General features: G+C 66.9%; 20 protein-coding genes and 3 pseudogenes. 5 read left to right on the plus strand and 18 right to left on the minus strand.

Annotated elements, in window-relative coordinates:
* Nucleotides 1-34 precede the first annotated feature (34 nt).
* From AW274_RS33185 to AW274_RS33205, 6 genes are all read right to left on the minus strand, one after another.
* Nucleotides 35-490 (minus strand): hypothetical protein, encoded by a 456-nt coding sequence (locus tag AW274_RS33185; RefSeq protein ID WP_062441047.1) that lies wholly within the window; start codon nucleotides 488-490, stop codon nucleotides 35-37.
* Nucleotides 487-2,802 (minus strand): molybdopterin oxidoreductase family protein, encoded by a 2,316-nt coding sequence (locus AW274_RS33190; RefSeq protein ID WP_198169532.1) that lies wholly within the window; start codon nucleotides 2,800-2,802, stop codon nucleotides 487-489. The genes AW274_RS33185 and AW274_RS33190 overlap by 4 nt, the downstream gene beginning before the upstream one ends.
* The gene (locus tag AW274_RS33195) at nucleotides 2,799-3,752 is read right to left on the minus strand and encodes a Ppx/GppA phosphatase family protein (RefSeq protein WP_083975246.1); all 954 of its coding nucleotides are present in this window, start codon (nucleotides 3,750-3,752) and stop codon (nucleotides 2,799-2,801) included. Before AW274_RS33195 ends, AW274_RS33190 begins: the two co-directional genes overlap by 4 nt.
* 110 nt (nucleotides 3,753-3,862) lie before the next feature.
* On the minus strand, nucleotides 3,863-4,288 hold the full coding sequence (locus AW274_RS33200) for a phospholipase (protein ID WP_232320595.1): 426 nt from the start codon (nucleotides 4,286-4,288) through the stop codon (nucleotides 3,863-3,865).
* Nucleotides 4,289-4,527: 239 nt separating this feature from the next.
* Complete coding sequence (locus tag AW274_RS40800; protein ID WP_157520864.1) at nucleotides 4,528-4,695, minus strand: hypothetical protein; 168 nt, start codon at nucleotides 4,693-4,695, stop codon at nucleotides 4,528-4,530.
* Between the two features lie 70 nt (nucleotides 4,696-4,765).
* The gene (locus AW274_RS33205; RefSeq protein ID WP_062441055.1) at nucleotides 4,766-5,380 is read right to left on the minus strand and encodes a TetR family transcriptional regulator; all 615 of its coding nucleotides are present in this window, start codon (nucleotides 5,378-5,380) and stop codon (nucleotides 4,766-4,768) included.
* 75 nt (nucleotides 5,381-5,455) lie between these two features.
* Here AW274_RS33205 and AW274_RS33210 point away from each other — a divergent pair, with 75 nt between their 5' ends.
* Entirely contained in the window at nucleotides 5,456-5,641 is a 186-nt protein-coding gene (locus AW274_RS33210) for a hypothetical protein (RefSeq protein WP_062441058.1), read from the plus strand.
* Entirely contained in the window at nucleotides 5,638-6,585 is a 948-nt protein-coding gene (locus tag AW274_RS33215) for a quinone oxidoreductase family protein (protein WP_062441060.1), read from the plus strand. Before AW274_RS33210 ends, AW274_RS33215 begins: the two co-directional genes overlap by 4 nt.
* Here AW274_RS33215 and AW274_RS33220 read toward each other — a convergent pair.
* Nucleotides 6,554-7,429: a ketopantoate reductase family protein gene (locus tag AW274_RS33220; RefSeq protein ID WP_062441063.1), complete on the minus strand. Its 876-nt coding sequence runs from the start codon at nucleotides 7,427-7,429 to the stop codon at nucleotides 6,554-6,556. The genes AW274_RS33215 and AW274_RS33220 overlap by 32 nt on opposite strands.
* Before the next feature lie 52 nt (nucleotides 7,430-7,481).
* On the opposite strand from AW274_RS33220, the gene AW274_RS33225 reads away from it, so the two are divergent.
* Nucleotides 7,482-8,069 (plus strand): TetR/AcrR family transcriptional regulator, encoded by a 588-nt coding sequence (locus tag AW274_RS33225; RefSeq protein WP_062441066.1) that lies wholly within the window; start codon nucleotides 7,482-7,484, stop codon nucleotides 8,067-8,069.
* A gap of 3 nt (nucleotides 8,070-8,072) precedes the next feature.
* On the opposite strand, the gene AW274_RS33230 is transcribed toward AW274_RS33225, so the two are convergent.
* Nucleotides 8,073-9,455, minus strand: coding sequence for an Ig-like domain-containing protein (locus tag AW274_RS33230; RefSeq protein WP_157520865.1), 1,383 nt, complete (start codon nucleotides 9,453-9,455; stop codon nucleotides 8,073-8,075).
* Between the two features lie 435 nt (nucleotides 9,456-9,890).
* On the opposite strand from AW274_RS33230, the gene AW274_RS33235 reads away from it, so the two are divergent.
* Nucleotides 9,891-11,582 (plus strand): HAL/PAL/TAL family ammonia-lyase, encoded by a 1,692-nt coding sequence (locus AW274_RS33235; protein ID WP_062441073.1) that lies wholly within the window; start codon nucleotides 9,891-9,893, stop codon nucleotides 11,580-11,582.
* A gap of 352 nt (nucleotides 11,583-11,934) precedes the next feature.
* On the opposite strand, the gene AW274_RS33240 is transcribed toward AW274_RS33235, so the two are convergent.
* From AW274_RS33240 to AW274_RS42385, 6 genes and pseudogenes are all read right to left on the minus strand, one after another.
* On the minus strand, nucleotides 11,935-12,819 hold the full coding sequence (locus tag AW274_RS33240) for a haloalkane dehalogenase (protein WP_062441488.1): 885 nt from the start codon (nucleotides 12,817-12,819) through the stop codon (nucleotides 11,935-11,937).
* 752 nt (nucleotides 12,820-13,571) lie between these two features.
* Nucleotides 13,572-13,769 (minus strand): hypothetical protein, encoded by a 198-nt coding sequence (locus AW274_RS40805; RefSeq protein ID WP_157520866.1) that lies wholly within the window; start codon nucleotides 13,767-13,769, stop codon nucleotides 13,572-13,574.
* Between the two features lie 96 nt (nucleotides 13,770-13,865).
* Nucleotides 13,866-14,819 (minus strand): HNH endonuclease, encoded by a 954-nt coding sequence (locus AW274_RS39745; protein WP_083975250.1) that lies wholly within the window; start codon nucleotides 14,817-14,819, stop codon nucleotides 13,866-13,868.
* A 109-nt stretch (nucleotides 14,820-14,928) separates the two neighbouring features.
* Complete coding sequence (locus AW274_RS40810) at nucleotides 14,929-15,825, minus strand: hypothetical protein (protein WP_157520867.1); 897 nt, start codon at nucleotides 15,823-15,825, stop codon at nucleotides 14,929-14,931.
* A 669-nt stretch (nucleotides 15,826-16,494) separates the two neighbouring features.
* Nucleotides 16,495-17,630, minus strand: a pseudogene (locus tag AW274_RS43080) (IS630 family transposase).
* A 99-nt stretch (nucleotides 17,631-17,729) separates the two neighbouring features.
* Nucleotides 17,730-17,996, minus strand: a pseudogene (locus AW274_RS42385) (hypothetical protein); the annotation flags it as partial.
* 724 nt (nucleotides 17,997-18,720) lie between these two features.
* Here AW274_RS42385 and AW274_RS40815 point away from each other — a divergent pair.
* The gene (locus AW274_RS40815) at nucleotides 18,721-19,965 is read left to right on the plus strand and encodes a M48 family metalloprotease (protein WP_157520868.1); all 1,245 of its coding nucleotides are present in this window, start codon (nucleotides 18,721-18,723) and stop codon (nucleotides 19,963-19,965) included.
* Between the two features lie 15 nt (nucleotides 19,966-19,980).
* Here AW274_RS40815 and AW274_RS39755 read toward each other — a convergent pair.
* The 4 genes and pseudogenes from AW274_RS39755 to AW274_RS33280 form a co-directional block, all read right to left on the minus strand.
* Nucleotides 19,981-20,184: pseudogene (locus AW274_RS39755) on the minus strand (carboxyl transferase domain-containing protein); the annotation flags it as partial.
* A gap of 145 nt (nucleotides 20,185-20,329) precedes the next feature.
* Nucleotides 20,330-20,566 (minus strand): hypothetical protein, encoded by a 237-nt coding sequence (locus AW274_RS40820; protein WP_062441089.1) that lies wholly within the window; start codon nucleotides 20,564-20,566, stop codon nucleotides 20,330-20,332.
* 1,019 nt (nucleotides 20,567-21,585) lie between these two features.
* Nucleotides 21,586-22,944 carry a tetratricopeptide repeat protein gene (locus AW274_RS33275; RefSeq protein WP_083975254.1) on the minus strand — a complete coding sequence of 453 codons (1,359 nt, stop codon included), beginning with the start codon at nucleotides 22,942-22,944 and terminating at the stop codon, nucleotides 21,586-21,588.
* The gene (locus AW274_RS33280) at nucleotides 22,941-23,708 is read right to left on the minus strand and encodes an SMODS-associated NUDIX domain-containing protein (RefSeq protein WP_062441095.1); all 768 of its coding nucleotides are present in this window, start codon (nucleotides 23,706-23,708) and stop codon (nucleotides 22,941-22,943) included. The genes AW274_RS33275 and AW274_RS33280 overlap by 4 nt, the downstream gene beginning before the upstream one ends.
* Nucleotides 23,709-23,808 lie beyond the last annotated feature (100 nt).

The raw sequence follows: 23,808 nt of genomic DNA on the forward strand, positions 1-23,808 counted from the left end.
GGGCATCGCCACGACCGGCCGCCGGTGACCGGCCTCAGCTCACCAGCGCCTGGGTCGCCGAATCCTTCAGCCGCGCGTTGGCCCAGCGCAGCTGGCGCAGCGTCTCGGGGTGACACCGTTCGGCCAGCGACAGCAGGTCGGCCCGCCGGGCGCCCTGCGCCGCCTGGGCCAGCAGCTCCCAGTCGGCCGACACCCCGGCCGCCAGGCGGTAGAGGTAGCGGAAGTCGGCCAGCAGCAGGACCGAGGGCTCCCGGTGGCCGAGCCAGTCGCGCGTCAGGGGCACCGGGCCGTCCGACGGGGTCAGGTCGAGCCCGAACTCCTTGCCCGCCGGGGCCAGCGCGCGCAGGTGGTCGAACGACCAGGCCGCCAGGTCGCGGGCCACGTGGAAGGTCTCGTGGTCGTTCCGGTGCCGGTCGGCCATGGTGAGCAGGGCCCGGCCGAGTTCGTCCTCCGACCGGTGCAGTTCGTCGATCAGCAGGTGGAACTTCACGGCCGGTCCTCCTTCTCCACCTGGGCGGCGGCCGTCTTGAAGATCGGCTGCTTGGACACCGGATCCCAGTCGGTGATGGTCAGCTCGTTGGCCGCCCGGTCGTGGTCGCCGCCCTCGCGGTCCCAGTAGCCGTAATGGAACGGCAGGAAGACCACGCCCGGCCGGATCCCGGTGACGCGCACGGGCGCGACGACCACGCCGCGCGGCGTCGTGACGCGCGCGAGGTCGCCTTCGGCCAGGCCGAGCCGGCGGGCGTCGGCGGCCGACAACTCCGCCCAGACCTCCGGGTCGGCGTCCTGGAGTTCCGGGGTCCGGCCCGTCTTGGTGCGGGTGTGGAACTGGTAGAGCGAGCGGCCGGTGGTCAGCCAGAACGGGAAGTCGCCGCCGGGCGACTCGTGCGGGGCGACGTACCCGGCCGCGCGGATGATCGCCCGGCCGCCGGGGTTCATGGCGCGGTAGTCGGTCTCCTCGAACGGCGCGCCGGTGACCAGGTCGCGGCCGTAGCTCTCGCAGTAGTCGGGCGCGGCGAGGAACTCGCCGCCGGCGTAGAGGCGCTCGGTCCCGTCGGGCTTCTCGTCGGTGCAGGGCCACTGCACGCCGCCCTCGCGGAGTCTCCGGTACGTCAGCCCGCTGTAGTCGCACGGCCGCCCCCGGGAGCACTCCTTCCACGCCTCGAACGCGGCCTCGGGGTCGTGCCACTTCACCAGGGGCGCGCCGTCGCGGTCGGTCAGGCCGAGCCGGGCCGCGAAGTCGACCAGGATGTCGAGGTCGGACCGGGCCTCGCCGGGAGGGTCGACGGCCTGCTCCGACAGGTGCACGGTCCGGTCGGCGTTGGTGAACGCGCCGGTCTTCTCGCCCCATGCGGCGGCCGGGAGCACCACGTCGGCCAGGTCGGTCGTCTCCGTCGGGAAGATGTCCTGGACGACCAGGAACAGCTCCTCCCGGGCCAGGATCTCCCTGATCCGGGCCAGTTCCGGCAGGGAGACGGCGGGGTTGGTGCCGATGACGTACAGGAACCTGATCGAGCCCTCTTCCGCGTAGCGGAAGATCTGCATGGCGTGGGTCGGCGGCGAGTAGCTCGGGATGTCGAGCGGGTCGATGTTCCAGATCCGCGCCAGGTCGGCGACGTGCGCGGGGTTCGACCAGTTGCGGAAGCCGGGCAGGTCGCCGTCGGCGCCGCACTCGCGGTTGTTCTGCGCGGTCGGCTGGCCGTTCATCTGCAGCACCCCGCACCCGGGCCGGCCGAGCATGCCGCGCACCAGGTGGACGTTGTTGACCTGCACCGCCGCCGCGGTGGCCTGATTGGCCTGGTAGAAGCCCTGCAACACGGTCGACAGCAGCCGCTCGGCGGTGCCGACGAGCACGGCGGCCAGGCGCAGGTCCTCCTCCGGCACCTCGCAGATCAGCGCGGCCTTCTCCAGCGGGTAGTCGGCGACCGTACGCCGCAGCTCGTCGAAGCCGACGGTGTGGGCCTCGACGTAGGCCCGGTCGATCCACCCGTTCTCGATGATCTCGTGCAGCAGGCCGTTCATCAGCGGCACGTTGGTGCCCGGCCGGTTGGCCAGATGCACGGTCGCGGCCTCGGCGACCGGCGTCGTGCGCGGATCGACGCAGATCAGGGCGGGCGGGTGCGGCCCGGCCAGCCGGTCGAGGATCCGGCTCCAGGTGACCGTCTGGGTGGCGGCCATGTTGTGGCCGTAGAGGCAGATGACGTCGGCGTGGTCGATGTCGGCGTAGCTGCCCGGCTGCCCGTCGCAGCCGAACGACTCCTTCAGCGCCGCTGCGGCGGTCGCCGTGCACAGGCGGGTGTTGCCGTCGACGTGGGCGGTGCCCAGCCCGCCGTGGGCGATCAGGCCGAGGGTGTAGTACTCCTCCAGGAACAGCTGCCCGGTCGTGTAGAAGCCCAGCGCGCTCGGCCCCTGCTCGTCGAGCAGTTCCCTGACCCTGCCGGTCACCCGGCCGAGCGCGGTGTCCCAGCTCGCCTCGACCAGACGGCCGTCCTCCCTGACCAGCGGCCGGGTGAGGCGGTCGGGGGAGTTGCCGGACTGCCAGCCGAACAGGTCCTTCGGGCCCAGGCGGCCGTGGTTGACCCGGTCGCCGGCCCGGCCGCGCACCCCGGCGATGCGGCCGTCCTTGACCGCGATCTCCAGGCCGTCGCCGTTGCTGTGCAGGATCGCCGCGCTCGGCACCCATCGGTCGACGTCGCCGGGCGCCAGCCCGTCGGCGAGTTGGCAGTCGACCCGCACCGGCCACGCCTCGCCCGGCCCGTAGGGGGTGCGGTCACCCCACGGGTCGGCGATCCGGCCGCTCACCACTTCTTCTGCCGCAGCGGCGCGATCTCGTCGCCCGCCTCGGCGGTCTCGGGGCTCAGCATCATCTGCCGCCGCCGGGTCAGGATGCCCTCGCGGACCGCCCACGGGCACATCTCCACCTCGTCGAGGCCCAGGTCGGTCATGACCGCCTCGGCCACGATCGCCCCCGCCAGCACCTCGTCGGCGCGGTCGGGCGCGACGCCCTTCAGCTTGGCCCGTTTGCGGTTGCTCATCGCGGCCAGCTTCGGCAGCCGCTTGCGCAGCCGCTTCAGCTTCAGCACGCCGTGGCCGCCGGTCAGCTTCGCCAGCTCGTGAAAGGTCTTGGACGTCGCCACGGCCCGCACCGGCCCATCGGCCCGTACCTTGCCGACCGACCCCGCCAGCTGGTTGTGGACGACGTCGCTCGCGCGCCGCACCTGGTCGGCGCTGGGCGGATCGCCGGGCAGATACTCGGCGGTCACCCGCCCGGCCCCGATCGGCAACGAGATCTCGGCGGCCGGTTCCGCGCCGTCTCCGACGGCGACCTCCAGCGATCCCCCGCCGATGTCGAGCACCGCCAGGCGGCCCGCCTGCCAGCCGTACCACTCGCGCGCGGCCAGGAAGGTCAGCCGCGCCTCGGCCTCCGACGGGAGGAACCCCATCCGGACGCCGGTCTTCTTGGCGACCTTCGAGACGACGGCGTCCCGGTTGGGCGCGTCCCTGACGGCCTCGGTCGCGAACGCGATCAGCTCCTCGACGTCGTGCTCGCGCGCCTCCCGGACGGCTTCGTCGACGGCCCGCACCAGTTCCTTGACCGCGCCGGGCCCGATCGCGCCGTCGTCGCCCGTGCCCTCGGCGAGCGGCGCGTCGTGCTTCTCGGACGCCACGGCGTGGAACGGCCCCTCGCGGGTGATGTCGGAGACCGTGAGATGGGTGGTGTTCGACCCGATGTCCATTACTCCGATGCGCATTCACCCGCCTTACCCGTTATGTCTGGGTTGAAGGTCGAGAGAGTCCCCCGGCTTGCCCATGTTCACGAGACCGGCCGCGCCTTCGGGCGGCGGCCGGTCTCGGCTCACGATCAGGCTTCGGCGTTGAGGCGGACCTGCTCGATCTGCGCCTCGGTGACGTTGAGGGCGCCGAACTGCTTGACCGCCTGGTAGTAGGTCCAGGCCACGCCGTTGCAGGTGTTGCGCGGGATGGTCGAGTAGCCGGCGCAGACCTGCTTCATGTCGTAGTAGAACGCGTCGTCGATGCGCGGCTTGTTCGCCGAGAACTGGCCGACGGCCTTGTAGTTGCGGTAGCCGAAGTCGTGCCGCCGGCACGGCATCCGGAAGTCGAAGCCGAGCGGCTGGTCGGGGCTGGTCGAGCACAGGTCGGTCGACCAGTCGAACCCGTAGTCGGCCCAGGCGCCCTGGTTCTGCCAGGCGCCCCGCCAGCTGTCGGCGCTCGACGCGGTGGGCTGGCTGAAGGTGGAAAGTGCGGAAAGTTTTTGCTGCAGGGTCACCGCGTATGCGGGAAGAGTTAATCCGACTAATGTGGCGAGGGTGGGGGCGACGATTGCGACGGCTCGCTTGACCATGAGGGCCCTGCCTTTTGGGTGAGGAGACCTGCCACGCCCCACGATGAGGGGAAACCGTCGCCCACGCCGGAACAGATCTCCATCAAGACGAGCCGGAACATTGGCGGAACATCGCCATTTACAAACGCATATTCCCGCCGTCACCACACGTTGTCATAGCCAGGTCACGAAGCGCCCGCGGGGAAAATCGGGAGGACGTTGACCTGAAGGAGATTCCCCGGAATGGAGATGACATCGTCGAAAAGCAGCCCGGGGCCGTCGGCGGCCCGCGCGGGAGCGGCGACCCCCACGGCGCCAAGTGCGAGCAGGGCCACGACGAACGCCTTCTTCACTTCAGTCACTCTCCGCTGGTAGATGGGGGCCTGACGGCTACGGAGAGTATCGGGGGTCAGTGAAAGCGGGTCAACTCGATGGTCCGTGCACGATCTGCGCCACGCAGTCGCGGAACAGGTCGTCGACGGTCCGGCCGGGCTCGAAGTACTCCGTCACGCCGGCGATCACCGTGGGATACGCCGCCGCGTAGGCGTCCATGTCGAAGCCCTCCAGCGCCTCCGCGCCGGGCGGCCCGGTCTGCTCCTCCAGGACGTAACCGACGGTGAACCGCAACACCGTCACCACGACCAGCCGGGCCCGCCGCAACGGGACGCCCCGCGCCACGAGCGTGCTCATCGCCAGTTCCGAGATGCCCGCCATCGTGAGCGACAACTGGGAGGCCGAGATCACCCGCGCGCCGTCGGGATGGGCCAGCAGCGCCCGCCGCAGCCGCCCGGCCAGCCGGATCAGCCAGTCGGGCCAGGGCTCCGCCGGATCGGGCGACACGAACTCGGGGAACTGCTGCTCCAGGATCGCCTCGGCGATCGCGGTGACCAGCGCCGCCTTGTTCGGGATGTGCCAGTAGAGGGTCGGCGACTGCACGCCGAGCCGGGCGGCCAGCTTGCGCGTGGTCACCCCGTCGAGCCCTTCGGCGTCGAGCAGCGCGACGGCCTCGGTGATGATCCGCTGCCTGTCCAGAGCCAATTTCCGCTACCTCCTTGCGCACCCTATCGCTGATAGAGTTCTCTATCGGTGATAGAGAACCCAGAGGAGGCACCGATGAGCCACCGGCTCCGAGACCTGCTGCACCGGGCGACCCACCGCATCCCGGGCATCCCCGCACACGCCGAGAATCCGCCGCCAGGCCACCAGGGCCGGCCGCGCCACGACCACACCCGGCCGCCGCGCGTGCTGGTGGCCTGGCAGACCCGCGTCGCCCGGGTGTTCGGCCAGGACCGGCCGTGAAAGCCGCGGTCCTGTACGAGCCGGGCGGCGTCCCCCGCTACGAGGACTTCCCCGACCCGGTGCCCGCCGACGGCGAGGTCGTCATCGACGTGAAGGCGGTCGCCGTGGAGAACGTCGACAAGGCGATCGCCGCCGGCACCCACTACGTGAGCGCCGAGTACCCGCTGATCCCCGCCTTCGACGGCATCGGCGCCCTGCCCGACGGCACGCTGGTCGGGTTCGGCAACATCCGCCCGCCCTATGGGGCGCTGGCCGAGAAGTCCGTCGTCCCCCTCGGCTCCTACGTGCCGATCCCCGACGGCGTCGAACCGGCCGTGGCGGCGGTGCTGGCCTCGGCGATCACCGCGATGTCGATGAAGACGGCCGCCGGGTTCACGCCGGGCGAGACGGTGCTGGTGCAGGGCGCCACCGGCGTCGCCGGACGGCTCGCCGTCAAGGTCGCCCGCCTGCTGGGCGCCGGGCGCATCGTCGCCACCGGGCGTGACGACGTCCAGTTGCGGGAGATCCGGGCCCTCGGGGCCGACGAGGTGATCAACACCGCCGTCTCCGACGACGACCTGGCGCGGGCCTACCTCGACGCGAAGGGCGACGGCTACGACGTCGTGCTGGACTACCTGTGGGGGAGGCCCAGCGAGATCCTGCTGCGGGCGCTGACGCCGACGTCGTTCGCGTTCGGCACGCCGACCCGGGTGGTCCAGATCGGGGAGTCGGCCGGTCCCGCGCTCACGGTCGCGGCGTCGAGCCTGCGCACCTCCGGGGTGGAGATCTGCGGCGCGGCCAAGGGTCTCGACCCGCGGACCATGGACGAGGCCTACCGGCAGATCGTGACGTGGACGCGGTCGGGCGAGCTGACCTTCGACGTCGAGAGGGTGCCGCTGAGCGACATCGAGAGCGCGTGGCGGCGTACCGACCTCAAAGGGCGGCGCCTCGTCGTGACGCCGTGACCTGTTCGGCCATCCGCTGCAGCTCGGCGGTCGCCGCGGGGGTGGCGTACACGAAACCGTTGGTGGCCGTCGGGCTGCGCAGGAAGCGTCGCAGGACGGCGATCAGCACCCCCTCGGGCAGCGTGCGCACGGCGGCGACCGCGCGGGGGACCGGCGGCGTCGGCAGGGCGGCCAGGTTCCGCCGCATGTGCCGGATCATGGCGCGGACCGCGCCGGGATCGCCGGCCAGCGACTCCGGGCCGCCCGCCGCGTTCGACGCCTGACCGAGGGGCACCTCGACGGCGGCGTGGGTCTTGAGGTAAGCGTCCACACGCGGTTCGGTTCTGGCGGGGAGACCGGCGGCGCGGAACATCTCGACGACGCGCTCCACGCGCGGGGTGGTCCGCCCGTCGGGCTCGCCGACGGCCATCGCGATGCGGCGGGTGACGAGGTTGGTGGGCCGGTAGCGGAGGACGTCGCCGTCGAGCGTGCCGCCGGACGCGGGGAAACCGAGCAGCACCCGCTCGGGCCCGATCGCCGCGCCGAGCGGCTCGGGGCCGGCCGCCCAGTTGAGCAGGAACAGCACGTCTCCTTCGACGTGGACGAGTGTCCGCAGGACCTCGTCGACCTGGTGCGTGCGCACGATGACGAGGATCAGGTCGTATGCGCCGGCGGGTTTCTCGACGACCGGCACCGGTATCCGCCTGATGTCGGGGCTGGTCCCCTCGGCGAGGCGCACGCCGTGTTCGCGCAGGTCAGTCAGGCGCTTGCCCCGGGCGAGGAGCGAGACGTCGTGCCCGGCCTCGTGGAGGCGGGCGGCATAGAAGGTGCCGAGTGCCCCGGCGCCGTAGACGAGCAGCTTCATGATCGCCTCATTCAAACGTTCGTTTAAATCAGTCGTTCGTATACTGCCACACGTGACGAACCCCGACACCCGCACGCAGATCCTCGACGCGGCCGCTCATCTCTTCGCCGAACGCGGCTATCGAGGCACCTCGGTGCGCGCGGTCACCGACCGGGCCGGGGCGAACCTGGCGGCCGTCGGCTATCACTTCGGCTCCAAGGCGGAGCTCCTGGCCGCGGTGGCCCGCCGCGTGGTCGAGCCCATCATCACCGCGCAGTGCGCCGCCCTCGACCGGCTGCTCGCCGAAAATCCGGAGCCGCCGGTCGCCGACCTGGTGGCGGCGTGGGTGGGGCCGATGTTCGACGAGATGTCGGCGGCCGAGGGGACGTCCAAGCTGATCATGATGATCCTCGGCGACCCGGCCGAGGAGGTGCGCAGCTGGACCGGCCCGGCCCAGAGCACGGTGTACGACCGCTACCTGGCGGCCTTCAGGCACGCGCTGCCGGCCCTCTCCCCGGAGGAACTCTGGTTCCGCATGCGGGGACTCCTCGCCGTGACGGCCGTCGACCGGGCCGAGGGCGCGTGCCGAGTGGGCGGCGAGGAGTCCCGCGCTTACGCGATCACGTTCCTGGCGGCGGCGATGAGCGCGCCGCCGACCTGAGCCCTACGACATGGGCTTGCACGGCGGCGTCTGGAAGACGACCCCGTCGAGGAAGTTGCCGAACGCGCCCCCGCCCGCCGACGAGACGGCCTGGAAGGAGAACCGGGTCGTGGTCTGCCCGGCCGGAACCGTGTAGGTGCCGGTGTACTGACGCCAGGCGGTGTTGCCGGTGGCGATGTCGGGCGAGCTCGCCCCGTTCGGGGTCTGCGCGACGGTCGCGCCCGGCGCCCCGATCAGCACGTGCATGACGTCGGTGCCCGCACGGCCGCGGTGCCAGATCGACCAGCTCATGACGGTGCCGGGCACGGTCGGCACGTCCTGGTAGAGCGTCGAGGGCTGGGTGGCGTTGAGCTCCGCGAACTGCTGCCCGTCGGCCGAGGGCACCCCCTGGTAGCCGCTGCGCCAGATCTCCAGCATCCCGTCGGTGGCGGTGGTGCGCCATCCGGCGGCCGGGTTGGTGGCGGCGTCGGGGATGTCCCATCGCGCCGAGGCGACATAGGGCGACTCGAAGCTGCCGTTGGCCAGCCCGATCGGGTTGCTGACGCACGTGACGACCACGGTGACGGTCGCCGTGCTGGTCCCACACGCCGTGGTGATCGTGTACGTGAAGCTGTCGGTGCCGCTGAGCCCGGCCGGCGGCGTGTAGAGGACACCGTTGCCCGAGACCGTCGCGGTGCCGTGGGCGGGCTGCCCCACGGCGGTGATCGTGGCGCCCGCGCCGGTGTCGTTGCCCAGCACCGGGATCGTGACGGGGGTGTCCTGCGGGGTCGTGACGTTGTCGTCGACCGCGGTGGTCGGCGAGATGCTCTGACCGCTCACGATGCGGATCGGCGGCGCCGGGGTGTTGTTGCCCAGCTGACCCGGGAAGGCGATGACACTGCTGATGCCGCTCGGCCGGATGGTCATGCTCCGCCCGACGGTGCCCTGCTTGACGCGGAAGGTGATGACCTTCGCGGCGGGGTCGGACTTGGTGCCCGACGAGATCGTCAGCGTGTTGCCGCTGATGGACCCCGTGCCCGACTGGCCGACGACGTCGGCGTTGGCCAGCAGCGCGGAGATGTCCCACCTGGTGGTGTAGGTGCGCACCAGGAAAGGCCACTGGGCGGTGCGGTGGGCAAGCCGGACGCTGAACGTCGAACCGGGCGCGATCTCCCCGCCCCACAACGACGGCGTGGTGGTCACGGACACGTCGCCCCGGCCCAGCTGCGCGCCGATGACGTTCTTCCAGTAGTAGTTCACCGGATAGGCGGCCTGGCCCGTCCGCACACAGGGGGTCGTGTTGTTCCGCGTGGCGGGTGCCGCCTGCGCGGTCCCGGTCGCCATGGCCGAAGCGGTGACCAGCGTGAGCAGTGCGGCGGCAAGGGCCGGCGTACGCCGATGTGACATCAAGACGAGCTCCGTTCTCCTAGATCAACTCGGCCGGAACGTTACTGGTCGTGATCTTGAAGTCACGTGTGGCGACACACTTGTTGATCATCCCGTTGCGTCGGTCGGCCTAAAGCGAGGCACCGTTACCCGCGGCGACGAACTCGAGAGCTGCCCCCGGTCCTACTCCAACACCGGCTACACCGCCCTCGGCCTGCTCGCCGAGAAGATCACCGGCCTGCCCCTGCGCAGGCGCTGACCACCCACTTCTGCGCCAGATGACGACCCGTGGCCCGGGGAAGGCCGCCACGCCGGCGTCAGCCGAACACGGATCCTTTCGACGGCGTAGGCAGCACGAAGCCCGGTCCTCAGGTTCGGTCAAGGGACGCATCGTTCTGGGTCATCGGTGGCGCGGCATCACGGGCACCCGCGTCGGCCGGGGAGAACATCCGCGTCATGCGGAACAAGATCATCGCAGGACTGGCGTGCGTGGCCATCACCTGCTCCGGGCCGACGGTCGCCTCGGCCTCGGCGGGCATCTCGTCTGCCGCGGCGCCGGTAGTCCGGTTGTCGCTGGACGGCGAACACCTCACCGTTCGTGACGCCTTCGCCGTCCTGGAGGCCGACACCGTACAGGTGAAACTCGACCCCGAAGCCGTCACGGCCATGAAGCGCACCCGCCGAGGCGCACTCGCCGCCCTCAAGGGCGGCGCGAGGGTCTACGGCTGGAACCAGGCCCTCGGCCCGCTGAAAGACCATCCCCTGGACGCCACCCAGCAGCGCCGCTTCCAACGCAACATGCTGCTCTCACACGCTGCCGGAACCGGCCCCGCCCTCCCGGACCGCGTCGCCAGGCTGGCCCTGATCATCAAAGCCAACCAGATGGCCCGCGCCGACGAGGGCGTCCGCCCCGAAGTACCGCAACGGCTCCTGGACCTGGTCAACGCCGGCATCACCCCGGTCATGCCGCAGATCGGCTCACTCGGCACCGGCGACCTGCAACCCCAAGCCGCAGCCGGCCTGGTGGCGATCGGCGAACAGGCCCCCGCCCGCTACCGAGGCGAGGAACGCCCCGCCGCGCAGATCCTCCCGATGGCCGGACTGAGCACCGACTTCGAGTTCCAGCAAGGTGAAGCCCTCCCGCTGATCAGCGGAAGCACCGTCGCGGCGGCACAGTTCCTGGACGCCGTCCACCAGGCCGAGTCCCTCGCCGACCTGGCCGAGGGCGCGTTCGCCCTGTTCATGGAGGCCACCCGCGCCGAACAGAGCTCCCTGGACAGACGCACCCACGACGAACGCCACATCCCCGAGCAGAAAGCCGTCGCGGCCAGGATCCGCACCCTGATCAAGGGCAGCCAGTGGATGACCGACCGAGGACGAGCCCAGCTCGACACCGCCCTGGGACAGGAGCCTCACCCGCGGATCCAAGACGCCGTCTCGGTACGCGCCGCCCCGCACATCCTCGCGGTCCTGCGCCGCGACCTGGCCCACTGCCGCACCATCCTGCGCCGCGAGATCAACTCCTCGACCTCCAACCCGCTGATCTTCCCCAAGGCGGGCGGCGGCTACGAGTTCGTCATGGGCGGCAACTGGGACGCCGCGATGATGGGCCACGCGGCCGACACCCTCAACGCCGACGTTGCCGACGTAGCCGTACTCTCCCAGGAACTGTCCGGCCGCCTGCTGTCGAGCAGATGGAGCTACGGCCTGCCCGCCAACCTCGCCGGCGGCGTGGTCGGCCTGAACTCCGGCCTGGTCCAGGTGCAGACGGTCGCCGCGGCGCTGATCCCCGAGATGCAGAGCAACGCCTTCCCCGCCAGCGTGCTGTCGCGCCCGGTGAAAGACGGCCAGGAAGACCACAACTCCATGGCGATGGCCTCCATCCGCAAGACCCTCGCCAACCTAGGGCAACTGCCCACGGTCCTGGCCGTCCAGTACCTCATGGCGGCCCAGGGCATCGACCTCATCAAGGACAAGATGACCGGCCTGTCCCTGGGCGCCGGCACGAACGCACTGCACCAGGCGATCCGCAAACGCGTCCCCGCCCTCGTCGACGACCGCTGGATGAGCCCCGACCTGCAGGCTGTCACCAACGCGGTCACCAACGGCGAACTGCTCGCAACCGTCCGCGCAGCCACCAAGGGCTGACCCGCCGACGGCTGCTCCGACTAGCGTCGACTTGCCTCGCCCCGGGCTACGCGGGGCGAGCACCGCCCAGAGGCGGCTGCCGCCGATTCTTCGCCCACGCCGTGATCCTCTGCAAGGGAGGCGCACTCGGGCACTGGTAGCACTCAGCCACCCAGTTCAGGGCCGGAGGCGGCCGCCTTCCCTGCTGGACGCGGAAGGCGATCGACTCCGGAGGCTATATCGGTGACCTCACCGGCCTCGCGTGCAGCTGTAAAACGACAGGGCCGGGAAGACCAAACCCAGAGTTTCCGCGTCGCAAAACGACTCACGCCTGATCCGGCAGGTCAATAGATGGGCCGGCCAAAGAGCCCGATCACGAAGAGAGATCCCGTAGCCAGGAGGCGATGGCCTCTCCGATCTCATTGGGCGCGTCTTCTTGGAGCATGTGGCCGCCCTTGATCGTGACGTGCGCCTGATTCGGCCACGAACGGGCGATGACGCGATGCGCTTCGAACATCGTCCCCGGAACCGCTTCGACGAACAATTTGGGAACCGGCGAATTCCCGAGCCATTCCGCATAACGCGAGATGACGTCATGGACGTCGCGAGGTTCGCCCGCGACGGGAACCTCACGCGGCCAGGTGAGCGTAGGCCGACGCGACTCACCTGGCTCCGTGTAGGGACGGCGGTAGACGGCCAACTCCTCCTCTGACAACCCTCGCAGCACCTGCGCAGGCAGGATGTCGTCGACGAAGATGTTCCGGTCGATTACCATCTCCTCTCCCGCCTCGGAGCGAACCGCCTGGAAGAAGGCCACTGCCTCCTCCGGCCAGTCACTCCACGAGGAGATCGAGCTCACGAACGCCTCCATGTAGGCGATGCCCCTCACCGAGGCAGGGTGACGGCAGGCCCAGTCGAAACCCAGGGCCGAACCCCAGTCCTGCAGCACCAACACCACCCGCTCATGTACGCCGAGGGCCTGGAGGAACGCGTCGAGATAACGGCGGTGCTCGACGAATCGATATGAGCCCGGCCCGCTGTTTGGGAGTTTCGCTGAATCGCCCATCCCGATCAGGTCAGGGGCGATACAGCGCCCGTAACCGGTCAGGTGCGGAATGACGTTTCGCCATACATGCGACGACGTAGGGTTGCCGTGCAGAAAGACGATCGGATCGCCTTCACCCTCATCGACGTAGGCCATTTCTAGCCCGTCGATCTCAATGCGGTGCTTCCGATAACGTTCATCGCCAGAAATCACGGTTATCCCCACTCCGAATATCGCGCCACACAGTTGTCGGCACGGCTCCGGTCGGAGATTCTGCATGACGACAGGGGTCTTGCCACAAGCCCACCCATAGGCCATACTCTGCGGCCGTTGTCAGGTATCGCCTGTCGCGGCAATGCCACCCCTGCAGTTCACAGCCTCCAAGGCTGCGCGAGCGAAGCGAGTGCGATCCGAGCGGAGCGAGGCCTGTCCAGGGAGCGCGAGGGGCGGAGCCCTTCGCCAGGGAGCGAAGCGACCCCGGAGCGTCAGCGACGCCAGGGCCGTGACAGCGGACCAGGGGGAGCGCGAGGGGGCGCAAGCCCCTTCGCATCGGGGGTCCGGGGGTCGCCCCCCGGAGTAAACGAGAAACGACTCATGACAGCCGCCCCGAAGGGGCGTCAACCATGAGTCGGTTCGAAGGGTGGGGCGCCAGGGATTCGAACCCTGAACCTACGGATTAAAAGTTCGAGGGTTCCGTGCCGTTCGGTGTCGGGGCGTGCTGGCTTCTGCCGGTTTGCCCGCCATCATTCCTGATCCAGTGCCGGTCGGTGGTGGCCCGTGCCGCGCTGTTTCGCGTGCCAATGAGCAACCCCCGAGCAACCGGGAACTACCCGACAGGGCTTTACCGAACTACCAGGACGCGACTTCGACCCCGATCTTTGTGATGGCCCGCCTCATTGTTGGGACAGGAGCGTCCCCCGCGAGCGGCATTCCGCCTGCTCGCGGAGGACACGAACGTTATTCGGTCACTCGGGATGTGCGCGGTGCAGCATGCCCACCGCAGCCAGCACCGCAAGCGCGGCCACCACTGCGGCCAGGATCCCCTTGATCTCGTCGACACTCTGGCCGGTCTGAAAGCCCAGCACCAGCACAAGAATGATGATCATCAAGGGGCGGGGCGGCCGGGGATGGGGTGAGGGATCGGGCGAGGGATGAGTCATCATGGGTAGGACACCTTTCTTCTACGGAGTGGGTGGCGAACCGTCGGCCCCTGTCCTGCTGTGGAAGGTGGAGGCAGGGGCGACGGGGTCTGGGTGAATTCAGGGCGCCTCGTGCTCGGCTTGAGCGATCACCATGTTCCCGAGTCGGCGTGCGATGTCAGCCCGTTGATCCGTTCGAAGAGCGCGGAGGAGCGCCCAAGTGCGTTCCGCATCGGTGGGTGGCCTATGGTCCATGGCGATCCATGCGAGCAACTTCGTCTGATCGCTCGGGGAAAGCCCCTGGACCAGATTCCAGACTGCTTCCGGGTCGAGCGGGTCATGCGACCGTCGGTCATAGGCCGCATGGCAGTTGGCACAGAGTGTAATTAGGTTGTTTAGCGAGTCGGTGCCGCCCTCGGAACGTGGCCGTACGTAAGCAAGCTTCAGAATGTGTTGGATCTCGGAGTCGATGGTTCCCTCCACCAGCGAAAGTCCGCAATTGGTGCAGGAGTGGCCATCGCGCTCCAGGACCGCGTCGCGTATTCGACGGTGTGGCACAAGGCCAGACTTCGCAACATAGACGAGTCCGTGCGGCTCCCAAACAGGGTCGCCTGCTTTGACGAACAACATCTCCGATGGAGCCAAGCCGGCGAGGGTTCTCGACGTCTCGATTACCCAGCCGTGGTTACGGAGGTCTCGTAGCCGTCGATCTACCTGCGCGGACGGGAACGCATGATGGAGTCGCTCTTTGGTAAAGGGGTTTCCTTCGCCGACCTCGTCCAGCAGCCAGAGCGCGACTCGGATACGAGTGCCCAGCTTCTCGTTGCGCCAGTTCGGTCGCTCGGTAGATGCCTCCGCTTCGGCTCCCCTATCCGTCATACCACAAGGGTACATGATCTGTTTGCCTCGGCATGCCTCAACTTGCCGCAGCCAAGATGCCTCGCCGCATGACGTGGTGCGAGCAAGGCTGAGGCTGCAGGCGGTCAGGGTGGCCGGCCACGTCACCTTGATGACGTAGTCGCCGAAAGTCGTCGGAGTCGCAATAAGCGGGTTAACCGCCAAGATCTGAGACATGAACGGACCATTTTCCTGGGGGGAGGGCGGCAGATCTGGTGACCGGTTAGGGGCGTGACGAGCGGTGTTTGCGTCTGGGGTACCCTCGGGCCGACCACGACGCTGACGTCTACGGTCTGAGCTGTAGGGGATGACGTCGTAGCGCGAGCCCCAGCCCACCCGAGCTCCTAATTGCAACCCGGTAGCAGTAATCTCTCCCGATCCGGTCCGACTCCTCGCAGTAACACCTTCGTGTTGGATCTTCGAGCGATACGTTCAGTCCGAAATCATGATCGAGAAGCCTCTTGATCACTGCGCTATGGGTGGGTCCACCGCGCCATTCCAGTTGGATTCCGTCATCAATCCACAGACTCCAATAGCGAACGTTTTGGCCGCCATATATTGCGTGACAACGGCGTATGAGGCCAGACGTGAACGCATTTCCGGAAATGCCGAGATCGAAAAGTCTGTTGTTGATCTTGTAGAAAGCTACTTCTTTCGGTGTCCATTCATCCGCATGGTCCATCCACACTGCCATATCGCGGTTGGTGTGGTCGATGGCGAGTGCAACTGCGGCCTCCCAGGCGAAGGAAGGGGTAAGGACCTTGATCCGTCCGGGCCGACCGGGACGAGTGAGTAGCACATGCTTTGCGCGTACCTCGGCGCGGAGTCCTGCGATCCCACCCACCTCAGTTCCGTCCGTTTCGACCGCAGGCATGACCAGCCCGACAAAGAAAGGGAGGAGGTCGGGATGGACGTCGAGTTGGAGCTCATCGGGAAGCGGGACGACATAACGGAATCCGAAAGGTGGGTACCAACGCCGCTCGGAGTTAAGAGGTGCACGCCAGGGGCGATAGTCCATGCGACCGCACATGATAAGCAGTAGCGTTTCGAGCGCAGCCTGCTCCGGTGTTGCGGATGGGATCGATAGCGTGCTATCGAGAAGGTGACGGCTGGCGATGCTCAGCGGCTCACCTGTGTATCGCCTGCGATTGCGAATGAGATTGCGGCGCTGTGAATGAAGCATTAATTGCTCCGTTGCGCTGCCCGACTCAGCACATATCGGAGAAGTGACTGCTTCACTTCCGCACTCAATGAACTCATAATCGTGGTGAGGCGTGCCCCTGGGGTCCTGCAATGACCGCTGTCGGGTCGGTCACGCGGACTAGGCGGCCACACCGCCCGGAAATCCCTGCGGACATTATGCATCAGCCGTCGATCGGGCGCTACTCAAACTGTTTTCGTGCACGGAGTTGCAATCTCGTCACCGGAGCGCCCACCTGACCCGTTTCGGAAGGCGCTGACGGTGTCGCTTGCTCGGATGAGTTGGTCACGAATGATCGAGGTGCGCCTTGGCCTCCTCCCGGATCCGGGTTAGGAGTTTGGAGATAGGGCTGTGGCTTCTTGTAGCCCGTCAGGTCGGCGATCTCGCAGAGCTCGGTGAACCCGCTGTTCAGGGACATGACAACCTGGCGCTCGCGGCCGTCTCCTGATGGCAGACCTCGGCTTCCCCCAGGCCGAGCACGAAGGGCTCATCGGCTGGCCCTGGCTCAGCGCATGTCCGAATACCGACCGCCACCCGCGTTCATACGTAGCTCGAACCTCGCGGGATGCGCCTCATTCCGAACGAGCAGGAGACGACGTCCCATGCTGTGTGTCTAGTGCTGTGACCGGAAATGTTGGCCGGGTTGTGCGGTCAGGCGGCAGGTGACAGTGGCCGGCCGCCCCAGCGGACGCGTTTCTCGCTGCGGACGCGGGCGCGTTCTCGGCGCTGGGCGGCCAGGACATCAGGGTGGCGGGCGTTGGCGTTGCGCCAGCGCAGGTAGGCATGCAGCGCCCGGGTCTGGACGGTGTGGTTGGAATGGTTGGAGCCGGCGATGGTGAACTGGCGTAGCGGCCCGAAGTGGGCCTCGATGGGGTTGGCCCAGGAGGCGTAGGTCGGGGTGAAACACAACTCGACCCTGTTGCGCCTGGCCCAGGAGCGGATGCGCCAGTTCTTGTGCGTCGACAGGTTGTCCAGGATCACGTAGATGGGGGCGCCGTCCGGGCGGGCCGCGCGGATCGACCGGAGCGCGGCCCAGGTGTGGTCGATGCCTTTGCGGCGGCGGTTGACGCCCCAGAGCAGGTCATCGCCGACGGAGTAGCAGCCGTGGAAATAGGTGATCCCGTGGGTGCGGTGGTAGGTGGCCGGCAACCGGCCCGGCCGGCCCTGCTCGGCCCAACCCGATCGGTGTGCGGGGCGGATGCCCAAAGGTCCGAACTCGTCGAAGGCGAAGGTTCGCTCCGGGCGCTGGGTCAGGGCGTACTCGATCCGGTCAAGTTTGGCGTCGAAGTCCAGGTCGGGGGATTCCTTCCAGGTCTTGGTGCGCTGGAAGGTGATCCCCGGCGGGCGAGCAGGGTGCGTAAGGTCTCGCGGCCGATGACCAGCGGCCGGCCGGGAAGGCGTTGCAGATGGGCGGCCAGCTTGCGGATCGACCAGCGGGTGAAGGGCTGCCCCAGCTTGGCGGGGCGGGTGGTGGCCATCTGGATGACGAGCTCTTCCTCATCGTCACTGAGCAGGCGGGGACGGCCTCCCGCCCACCGAGGGTCCAGGCAGGCCAGCCCGATCTCGTACAACCGGTGGATGACGTCGCGGACGGTGTCCTCATCTGCGGCTACCAGGCGGGCGATCACCGGGACGGTGTTGCCTCCGGCTGAGGCCAGCACGATCATCGCCCGCCGGTACCGGACCGAGCTGGTGCTGCCCCGGCGGACGATCTGCTGCAGTTTCTGCCCTTCGGCGTCCATCAGTCTTCGCACTCTGACCGGTTCTGCCACCGCGCCTCCTCGCATCGGCCGGACGTGTACGACACATCCAACCGATGCCGGCGGCTACACGCGAGACCGGTGAAGGTTTCCGGTCACAGCACTAGGAGCTGTTCCGAGTTCGGATCATGTGGTTGAGGTGAGGAGCTTCAGCCACATAATCGAGCCCCGCAGGTGGAGTCCGGCCTCATAGCTGTCCGGGGATTTGTCGTAACGGGTGGCTAACCCGCGCCAAGCCTTGATCTTTTGGAAGCAGCGTTCGACGGTGTTGTGCTGCCGATAGAGGTCCGCGTTGAAACCGACGGGCCGTCCGCCGGCCGAGCCCTTCCTCTTCCGGTTGGCCTGCTGGTCGGCCTTCTCCGGGATGACCACAGTGATCCGGCGGCGGAATAGCAGATGGGGCCAAGATCTTACATGTCCAGTTTGCGGGGTCCAATAGAAGTAATGACCCGGATCATCGCTTTGTGCTAACAAGGGCGATTCGGTGACCAGCGAGCTCTCGTGAACTCCATCGCAGGCCTCAGCGGCAAGCCACTTCGACATCGGGCATACTCTTACGTATGACCATGCAAGACGATGTTCAGGCGGCGATTCGGCTGGCCGAGCTGGAAGACAACGAGCTACTCGTCCGGCTCGGTCGCGAGCTATTCGGCGACGGCCGGGATGTATCGCCAGGGCAAGCGTGGGAACGCATGCGACAGCGGACAGAAGAATGGTTCGATGCGTGGCTGCGAACCTCGCGAGAGGCCATCTGTAGCCACAAGTCAGTCATAAAGATCCAGAACGACAGTACAGCAACACGCATACAGGAAGCGGCAGCGCTTATAGACGCAATCGCTTCCCTGAAGGCAGTACCTCCGCTAGCCACCGTGACAGCGATTCTATTGAAGCGAGGCATCGGAAGAATCTGCGCCGTTTAGTGGAAGCCGAGAGTAGATTAGCACTACGATCTCTACCTCCGACCGAAGAGGTCATGAGGGCGTCTATTACTCATCTGCGATCTCTGTACGAGAGCGCTCCACCGGAGCTCATCGAATCCATAATCGATGAATTCAATCGCCACGGAACCATGACCTCGGATGTGGAGCGCGCCTGGGCGAGGCTACGAAATCGAGTCATGGACGAGGGTGCATCAGAGCGCCTCAGCCAGATCTCATCCAAGCTTGTCGTGGGGGCGTGCAGTGGCGGTGAAGTCTCTACAGCCACATTCGCGTTTGATGACGGTTCATTCTTGATCCTCATGGACCATGGACTCGCGAACCTCACATTCTTTTCCGCCGCACTCTACGTCGCCAGCCGCAACTCCCCTCTGCTGGGTCGCCCAGTGATCGGCGAGCAAGTGGATTCCGTCACAGCAGCGCGTGCAATCAGACTTGCCGTAGCGTGGGTTGCTGCAGGCGGGCGTGCAGGGCAGGTTCCGCCACTCAAGTTGACACTCGAAGAATTGGAGATGGCTAGCCTACTGGTCGCCGAAATGGACGTATTCGTCCTGGGCCATGAAGCGGCACATATTCTGCTGAACCATTTCGCTGGCGAACGCAAGTCGCTCGGAATGGTCGGAGGAACCAATCGATTGCTCGGCAAGGGACAGAACGAAGAACTCTCTGCAGATATCCTCGGCACCACATTGATGTTCGACGACATGCTGGAGAGTGGAACCGGCTCCACAGCGGTTATCGAGCTGAGAATAACGGCTATCCGCCTTTTCCTGGCCACTCTGGAGATGTACGAGCAGTCGTGCTTTTTGACTCAGCCAAGTAGTCATCCTCCTGCAGGGCTCCGATGGCAGCGAATAGTCGATACATGTCTTAATCCACGGTTTCCCGAACTCTCCGAGGAACTACGCTTTTTCGATCTGCCGTCCAGAGCCCTCGACCGACTGAGGGATTTCCCGCGCTGGGGGGATGCAGACGCCGTACGCAACGGCCTCGGGAAACGCCTGGATACACCCTTGTGGCGACAGGACGACTGGAAACGAGCAGCGGAACTCAGTTTCCTACTGTGTGCAACCACCTCCGAAGCATTGGCCGCACTAACAGGCTGGTCCGGATGGTTGCCCGAGGAACATATCGGAGAACGTATTAGCGCGCTCATCAAGTGCGTTCTCGAAACGCCGCCCGTGCGCGACCTGATCCGAGAAACAGTCGTCGACGCCCGGACCGTGACACGACTCGAAGCGCTGGAGATCATCGCGGCCGAGGTTAACTTGATTATGGGTCAGCCGGAAGGCGAAGACCCTTTTCCGAACTGGGCCATTGCGATCATACTTATTGCCTCCGTTCGGGGCATGGGGGAGCGTAAACGCGCGAACAAGCACGACGATCCGTTCCAGGAGGAGCCGCTAGAACGGCTGCCATCCTGAACGAAGCGCTCCGCACCCTCGGTTCTTTGACATGATGAGCGAGATCTGCGGGATCATGCCCGAGGCGCGCACGTTGCGGCGGAAGATCTCCCCGTACAGGCCGAGAGAGACCACACCCTCCTGGATGCGCGCCCCCGCACCCTCGTTGATGTTGACGATCGGGGCGCCGATCTTGACGGCCATGTCCATGACCTTGCAGGTCTTCTCGACGTAGACCTCTGTGCCTGCCGATTATTCCATCCGTCCAGGTCACGGGCTTGAAGGCAGGCTTCGATTCCTGACGAGAAATAGTGCGGCAGGATGACCGGTCATGCTCCTTCGCCTGGCCTACCCGGCCGTCACGAACACCTTCGCGGCGCTGCGGTTACTGCCAATGGGAGATCGGGACAAGGACATCGAGATCCTCGCCCTGCGTCACCAGATCATCGTTCTCGAACGGCAGCTCGGCGTCGGCGCTCGGGTAAGGTTCGCTCCTGAGGATCGAGCGTTCCTCGCCGCTCTCCTGGCACCGCTGCCCCGCGACGTCCTGCGCCGGCTGAAGCTGCTCATCCGGCCCGACACCGTCGTGCGCTGGCACCGCGATCTGATGAAACGGCGTCATGCTCGTGCCTGCGCGCCGAAACGGCGTGGACGCCCGCCGACCGTCCGCTCTATCCGCGTCCTTGTCCTGCGCCTGGTCCGGGAGAACCCCTCCTGGGGCTACCGGAGGGTCCACGGAGAGCTCGCCACGCTCGGCATCACGGTGGCGCCGTCCACAGTCTGGGAGATCCTCAAGCGGGAAGGCATCGATCCCGCACCGGGCGGGCGTCGACCACGTGGGCCGACTTTCTGCGCTCCCAGGCCGAGGCGCTGCTGGCCTGCGACTTCATCGAGACTGTCACTCTTGATGGGCGGCGTCAGTACATCCTGGCCGTCATCGACCACGCCACCAGACGCGTCCGCGTGCTCGGCACCACCACCCACCCGACCGCGAACTGGGTCGCCCAAACCGTCAGGAACCTGATGATGGATCTGGAGGACACCGGCTGCCGGGCCGCTTTCTGATTCGCGGCCGGGACGGCAAGTTCCCCGGGCTCATGGACGAAATCCTGGCTCAGGCCGACGTTCAGACCGTGCTCACCGGTATCCGGATGCTGCGGATGAACGCGGTCATGGAACGGTGGGTGCGGTTGTGCCGCCGCGAGCTTCTTGACCGCTGTCTGCTGTGGAACGAATGCATCTGCGGCACGCTCTGCGCGAGTACGAACAGTTCTACAACGGCACCGCGCCCATCAATCCCTTGGCCAGGCGGCCCCGCTGCGTCCCGTCCCGGCTCTGATCATCGAGCAGGAGCGGATCGCGAGCTTGACCATCCGTCGGCGGGACCGGCTCGGTGGAATCCTTTACGAGTACTCACATGCGGCTTGAGCTGCACGGATGGAATTATCGGCAGGCACAACCCTGACGCGCAAGCTCGTCGTGACGCCGGGGACCGACGCCGTGGGCATCCTCGATGGAGTGTCCGCGCCGTAACACGCACCCGATTCACCCCTCCATGGCCGGTCCGGACTCCCTCCGGGCCGGCCATGGAGGTGGAGTCGCCGGGACGGTCCGGTGCGTTCCTGGGAGGAGCGCGTGAAGCTACGAAGACGGATCCAGGCGGCGCACGTGCGCGACAGCCTGGAGATACCTTTCAACCAGTACGGGCTGAACTGCTGCGAGATCGGCCAGGTCCACACGGTCGCGGTCCAGGGCTTCTGCGAGCATCAGTGCTCGTCCGCGTTCGAGCGCGACCACCGCATCGGCTCCCTCGCCCTGCCGGGCCGCCGCCGACGCTGTGCGAGCGCCCAGTTCCGTGAAGCTCAGCAGCCACGTCTCTTTGTTCCGGCGGCCTGCCTGCAGGCGGTAGAGCTGTTCAGCGGCCCGCCAGGCGAAGGAGAAAGCCTCGCTCGCTTCGGCCCAAGCGTCCCGCTCCATCGCCCAAATGCCCCAGTTCTGTGCGGCCGACAAGATGTCCTCCGCATACGCGTGCGTGTCGAGTTCACAGCATCGGCGGTACAGGGCGATCGCCTCGCGCGTGTCGCCTGCGCCGAAGCGCAGTGCGGTGGCCAGATTCGTGAGCCTGCCGGGAAGGTGGGGGGAGTCGGCGGGCGTGGAAGCGACGGCCTCGCGCAGGCAGGCAGTCGCCCGGGTGTAGTCGTCGTCGGACTTCAGGACGGTCGAACGGTCCAACAGCGCGATGCCGAGATTCATGAGGATCTTGGGGTGCAGCGGGGAGCCATCAGAAAGCTCGGCGGCTCGTTCGTAGGCGCGGATCGCCAGGAGCAGATCGGTGATCTCGATCGCCGGATCGTTGCTCGCCTGGATGCTTTCCATGGCCAGGTGCTCGTATCTCAGGCGACGGGCGTTGCCCAGGTTGTTGAGATGGCCCGAGAATTCCTGGTCACCGGCCGGGGTGTTCTTCAGCGCAGCTTCCGCGGCTTGGATGGCGGCGTCCAGAGCCGAGGGCGTGAGTGTTCGCTCGTAACGGTCGATCAGCAGCATCGACAGATTGGAATAGGCCCTGGCGGTGTCAGAGGAGCCGGGTTCGGTGTGGTCCAGAGATTCAGTCAGCAGGTCGAGTGCGGTGTCCAGGTCGTGGAGATCCCCCCGGCGGTCGTATCGGTCGGACAGGAAGACTCCCAGATTGCTCAGGTAGGTGATTCGGTCCGGCGAATCGGCGGAAGTGGTCCGCAACGCCGCCCAGCCCATGTCGATCGCCTCATCCAGGTCTGATTCTGAAGCAGTGCGCTCATACCTGTCGGACAGGGCGACGGCCAGATTGGACAGGTAGACAGCCAGGCGGGGATCGTCGGCGGACGCCGCGTCCAGTGCGGCGCGGAAGAGGGCGATGGCTTCCTGGAGTGGTTCGAAATCTCCGGTGACGGCGTATCTCGCGCGTGCTTCGATGCCCTGCTCCACCAGTGCGCGGGACTGTCGCGGCCCGTTCGTGTTCGTCATCGGCGAGGCGGCAGGTCTTGCCGGTATCGCTGTTTACCGAACAGGAATGCTGACTGCGGGCCGATGAGGTATTCCTCACGGCGTCCATCGATGATGTCCTGGCTGGTCGCCAGGATCACGCCTTTTTCTTCGGGATCCTGGGCCAAGGCGATGATGTGTTGCAGCATGCGCCAGGTGCGTTCATCAGAGGAGACGGGCTCGTGTATTTCGAATACGCGGAGCTGCCAATACTCCTTGCCGGGGATTCTCCGGGGCCGTTCGACCACTTTGCGAACGGATTTGAACGTGAGGGCCTCAGTACCGGCGGCGAGTTCGCTGTGGCCGATTTCGGCGAGTTCCTCGGCGAGTTCTCGTCGCAGGCATTCGGTGACGGACTCGCGGTCGCTGTTCGTGCCGAACCACCGCAGGAATGATGCCAGAGCTCGGGAGGGAAGGAAGCCGCGCAAGTCCGATGAGGTCATGTCTTCGTTCACCGAGGGGCGATCGGCGCGGAAGGAAAGGCGGTCGAGGGTAGACATCGCTTCGGGATGGAATTTGAACACCCCGCCCGGCGGCCCGTAGGAGCCGGGCGTGTAGGGGGTATGGAAAAGCACGAAGCGGTCGTCTCGGCTGATGCGCAACAACGCGCTCATCGAGACCCTCACTTTCGCGGTCGGACGCAGCGCTGTCGACCATGCCGGGAGAATGTCCCGGTTGCGCCACGCCAACGCCCCAATGGCGATGAGAGCACTGGCTAGGAGACTGGAGACGATGCCGCTGACCATTCGGACTCCGGCTTCTCGGGCTGCATGTACAACGCACGTGCTGTCAGCTTGGCATGGGGGTTCAGCTCGGTGGAAGGCGAGCTGTGACAAACCCCCATCT

Origin of the sequence: Herbidospora daliensis (assembly GCF_001570585.1) — a bacterium.
Taxonomy (GTDB): domain Bacteria; phylum Actinomycetota; class Actinomycetes; order Streptosporangiales; family Streptosporangiaceae; genus Herbidospora; species Herbidospora daliensis.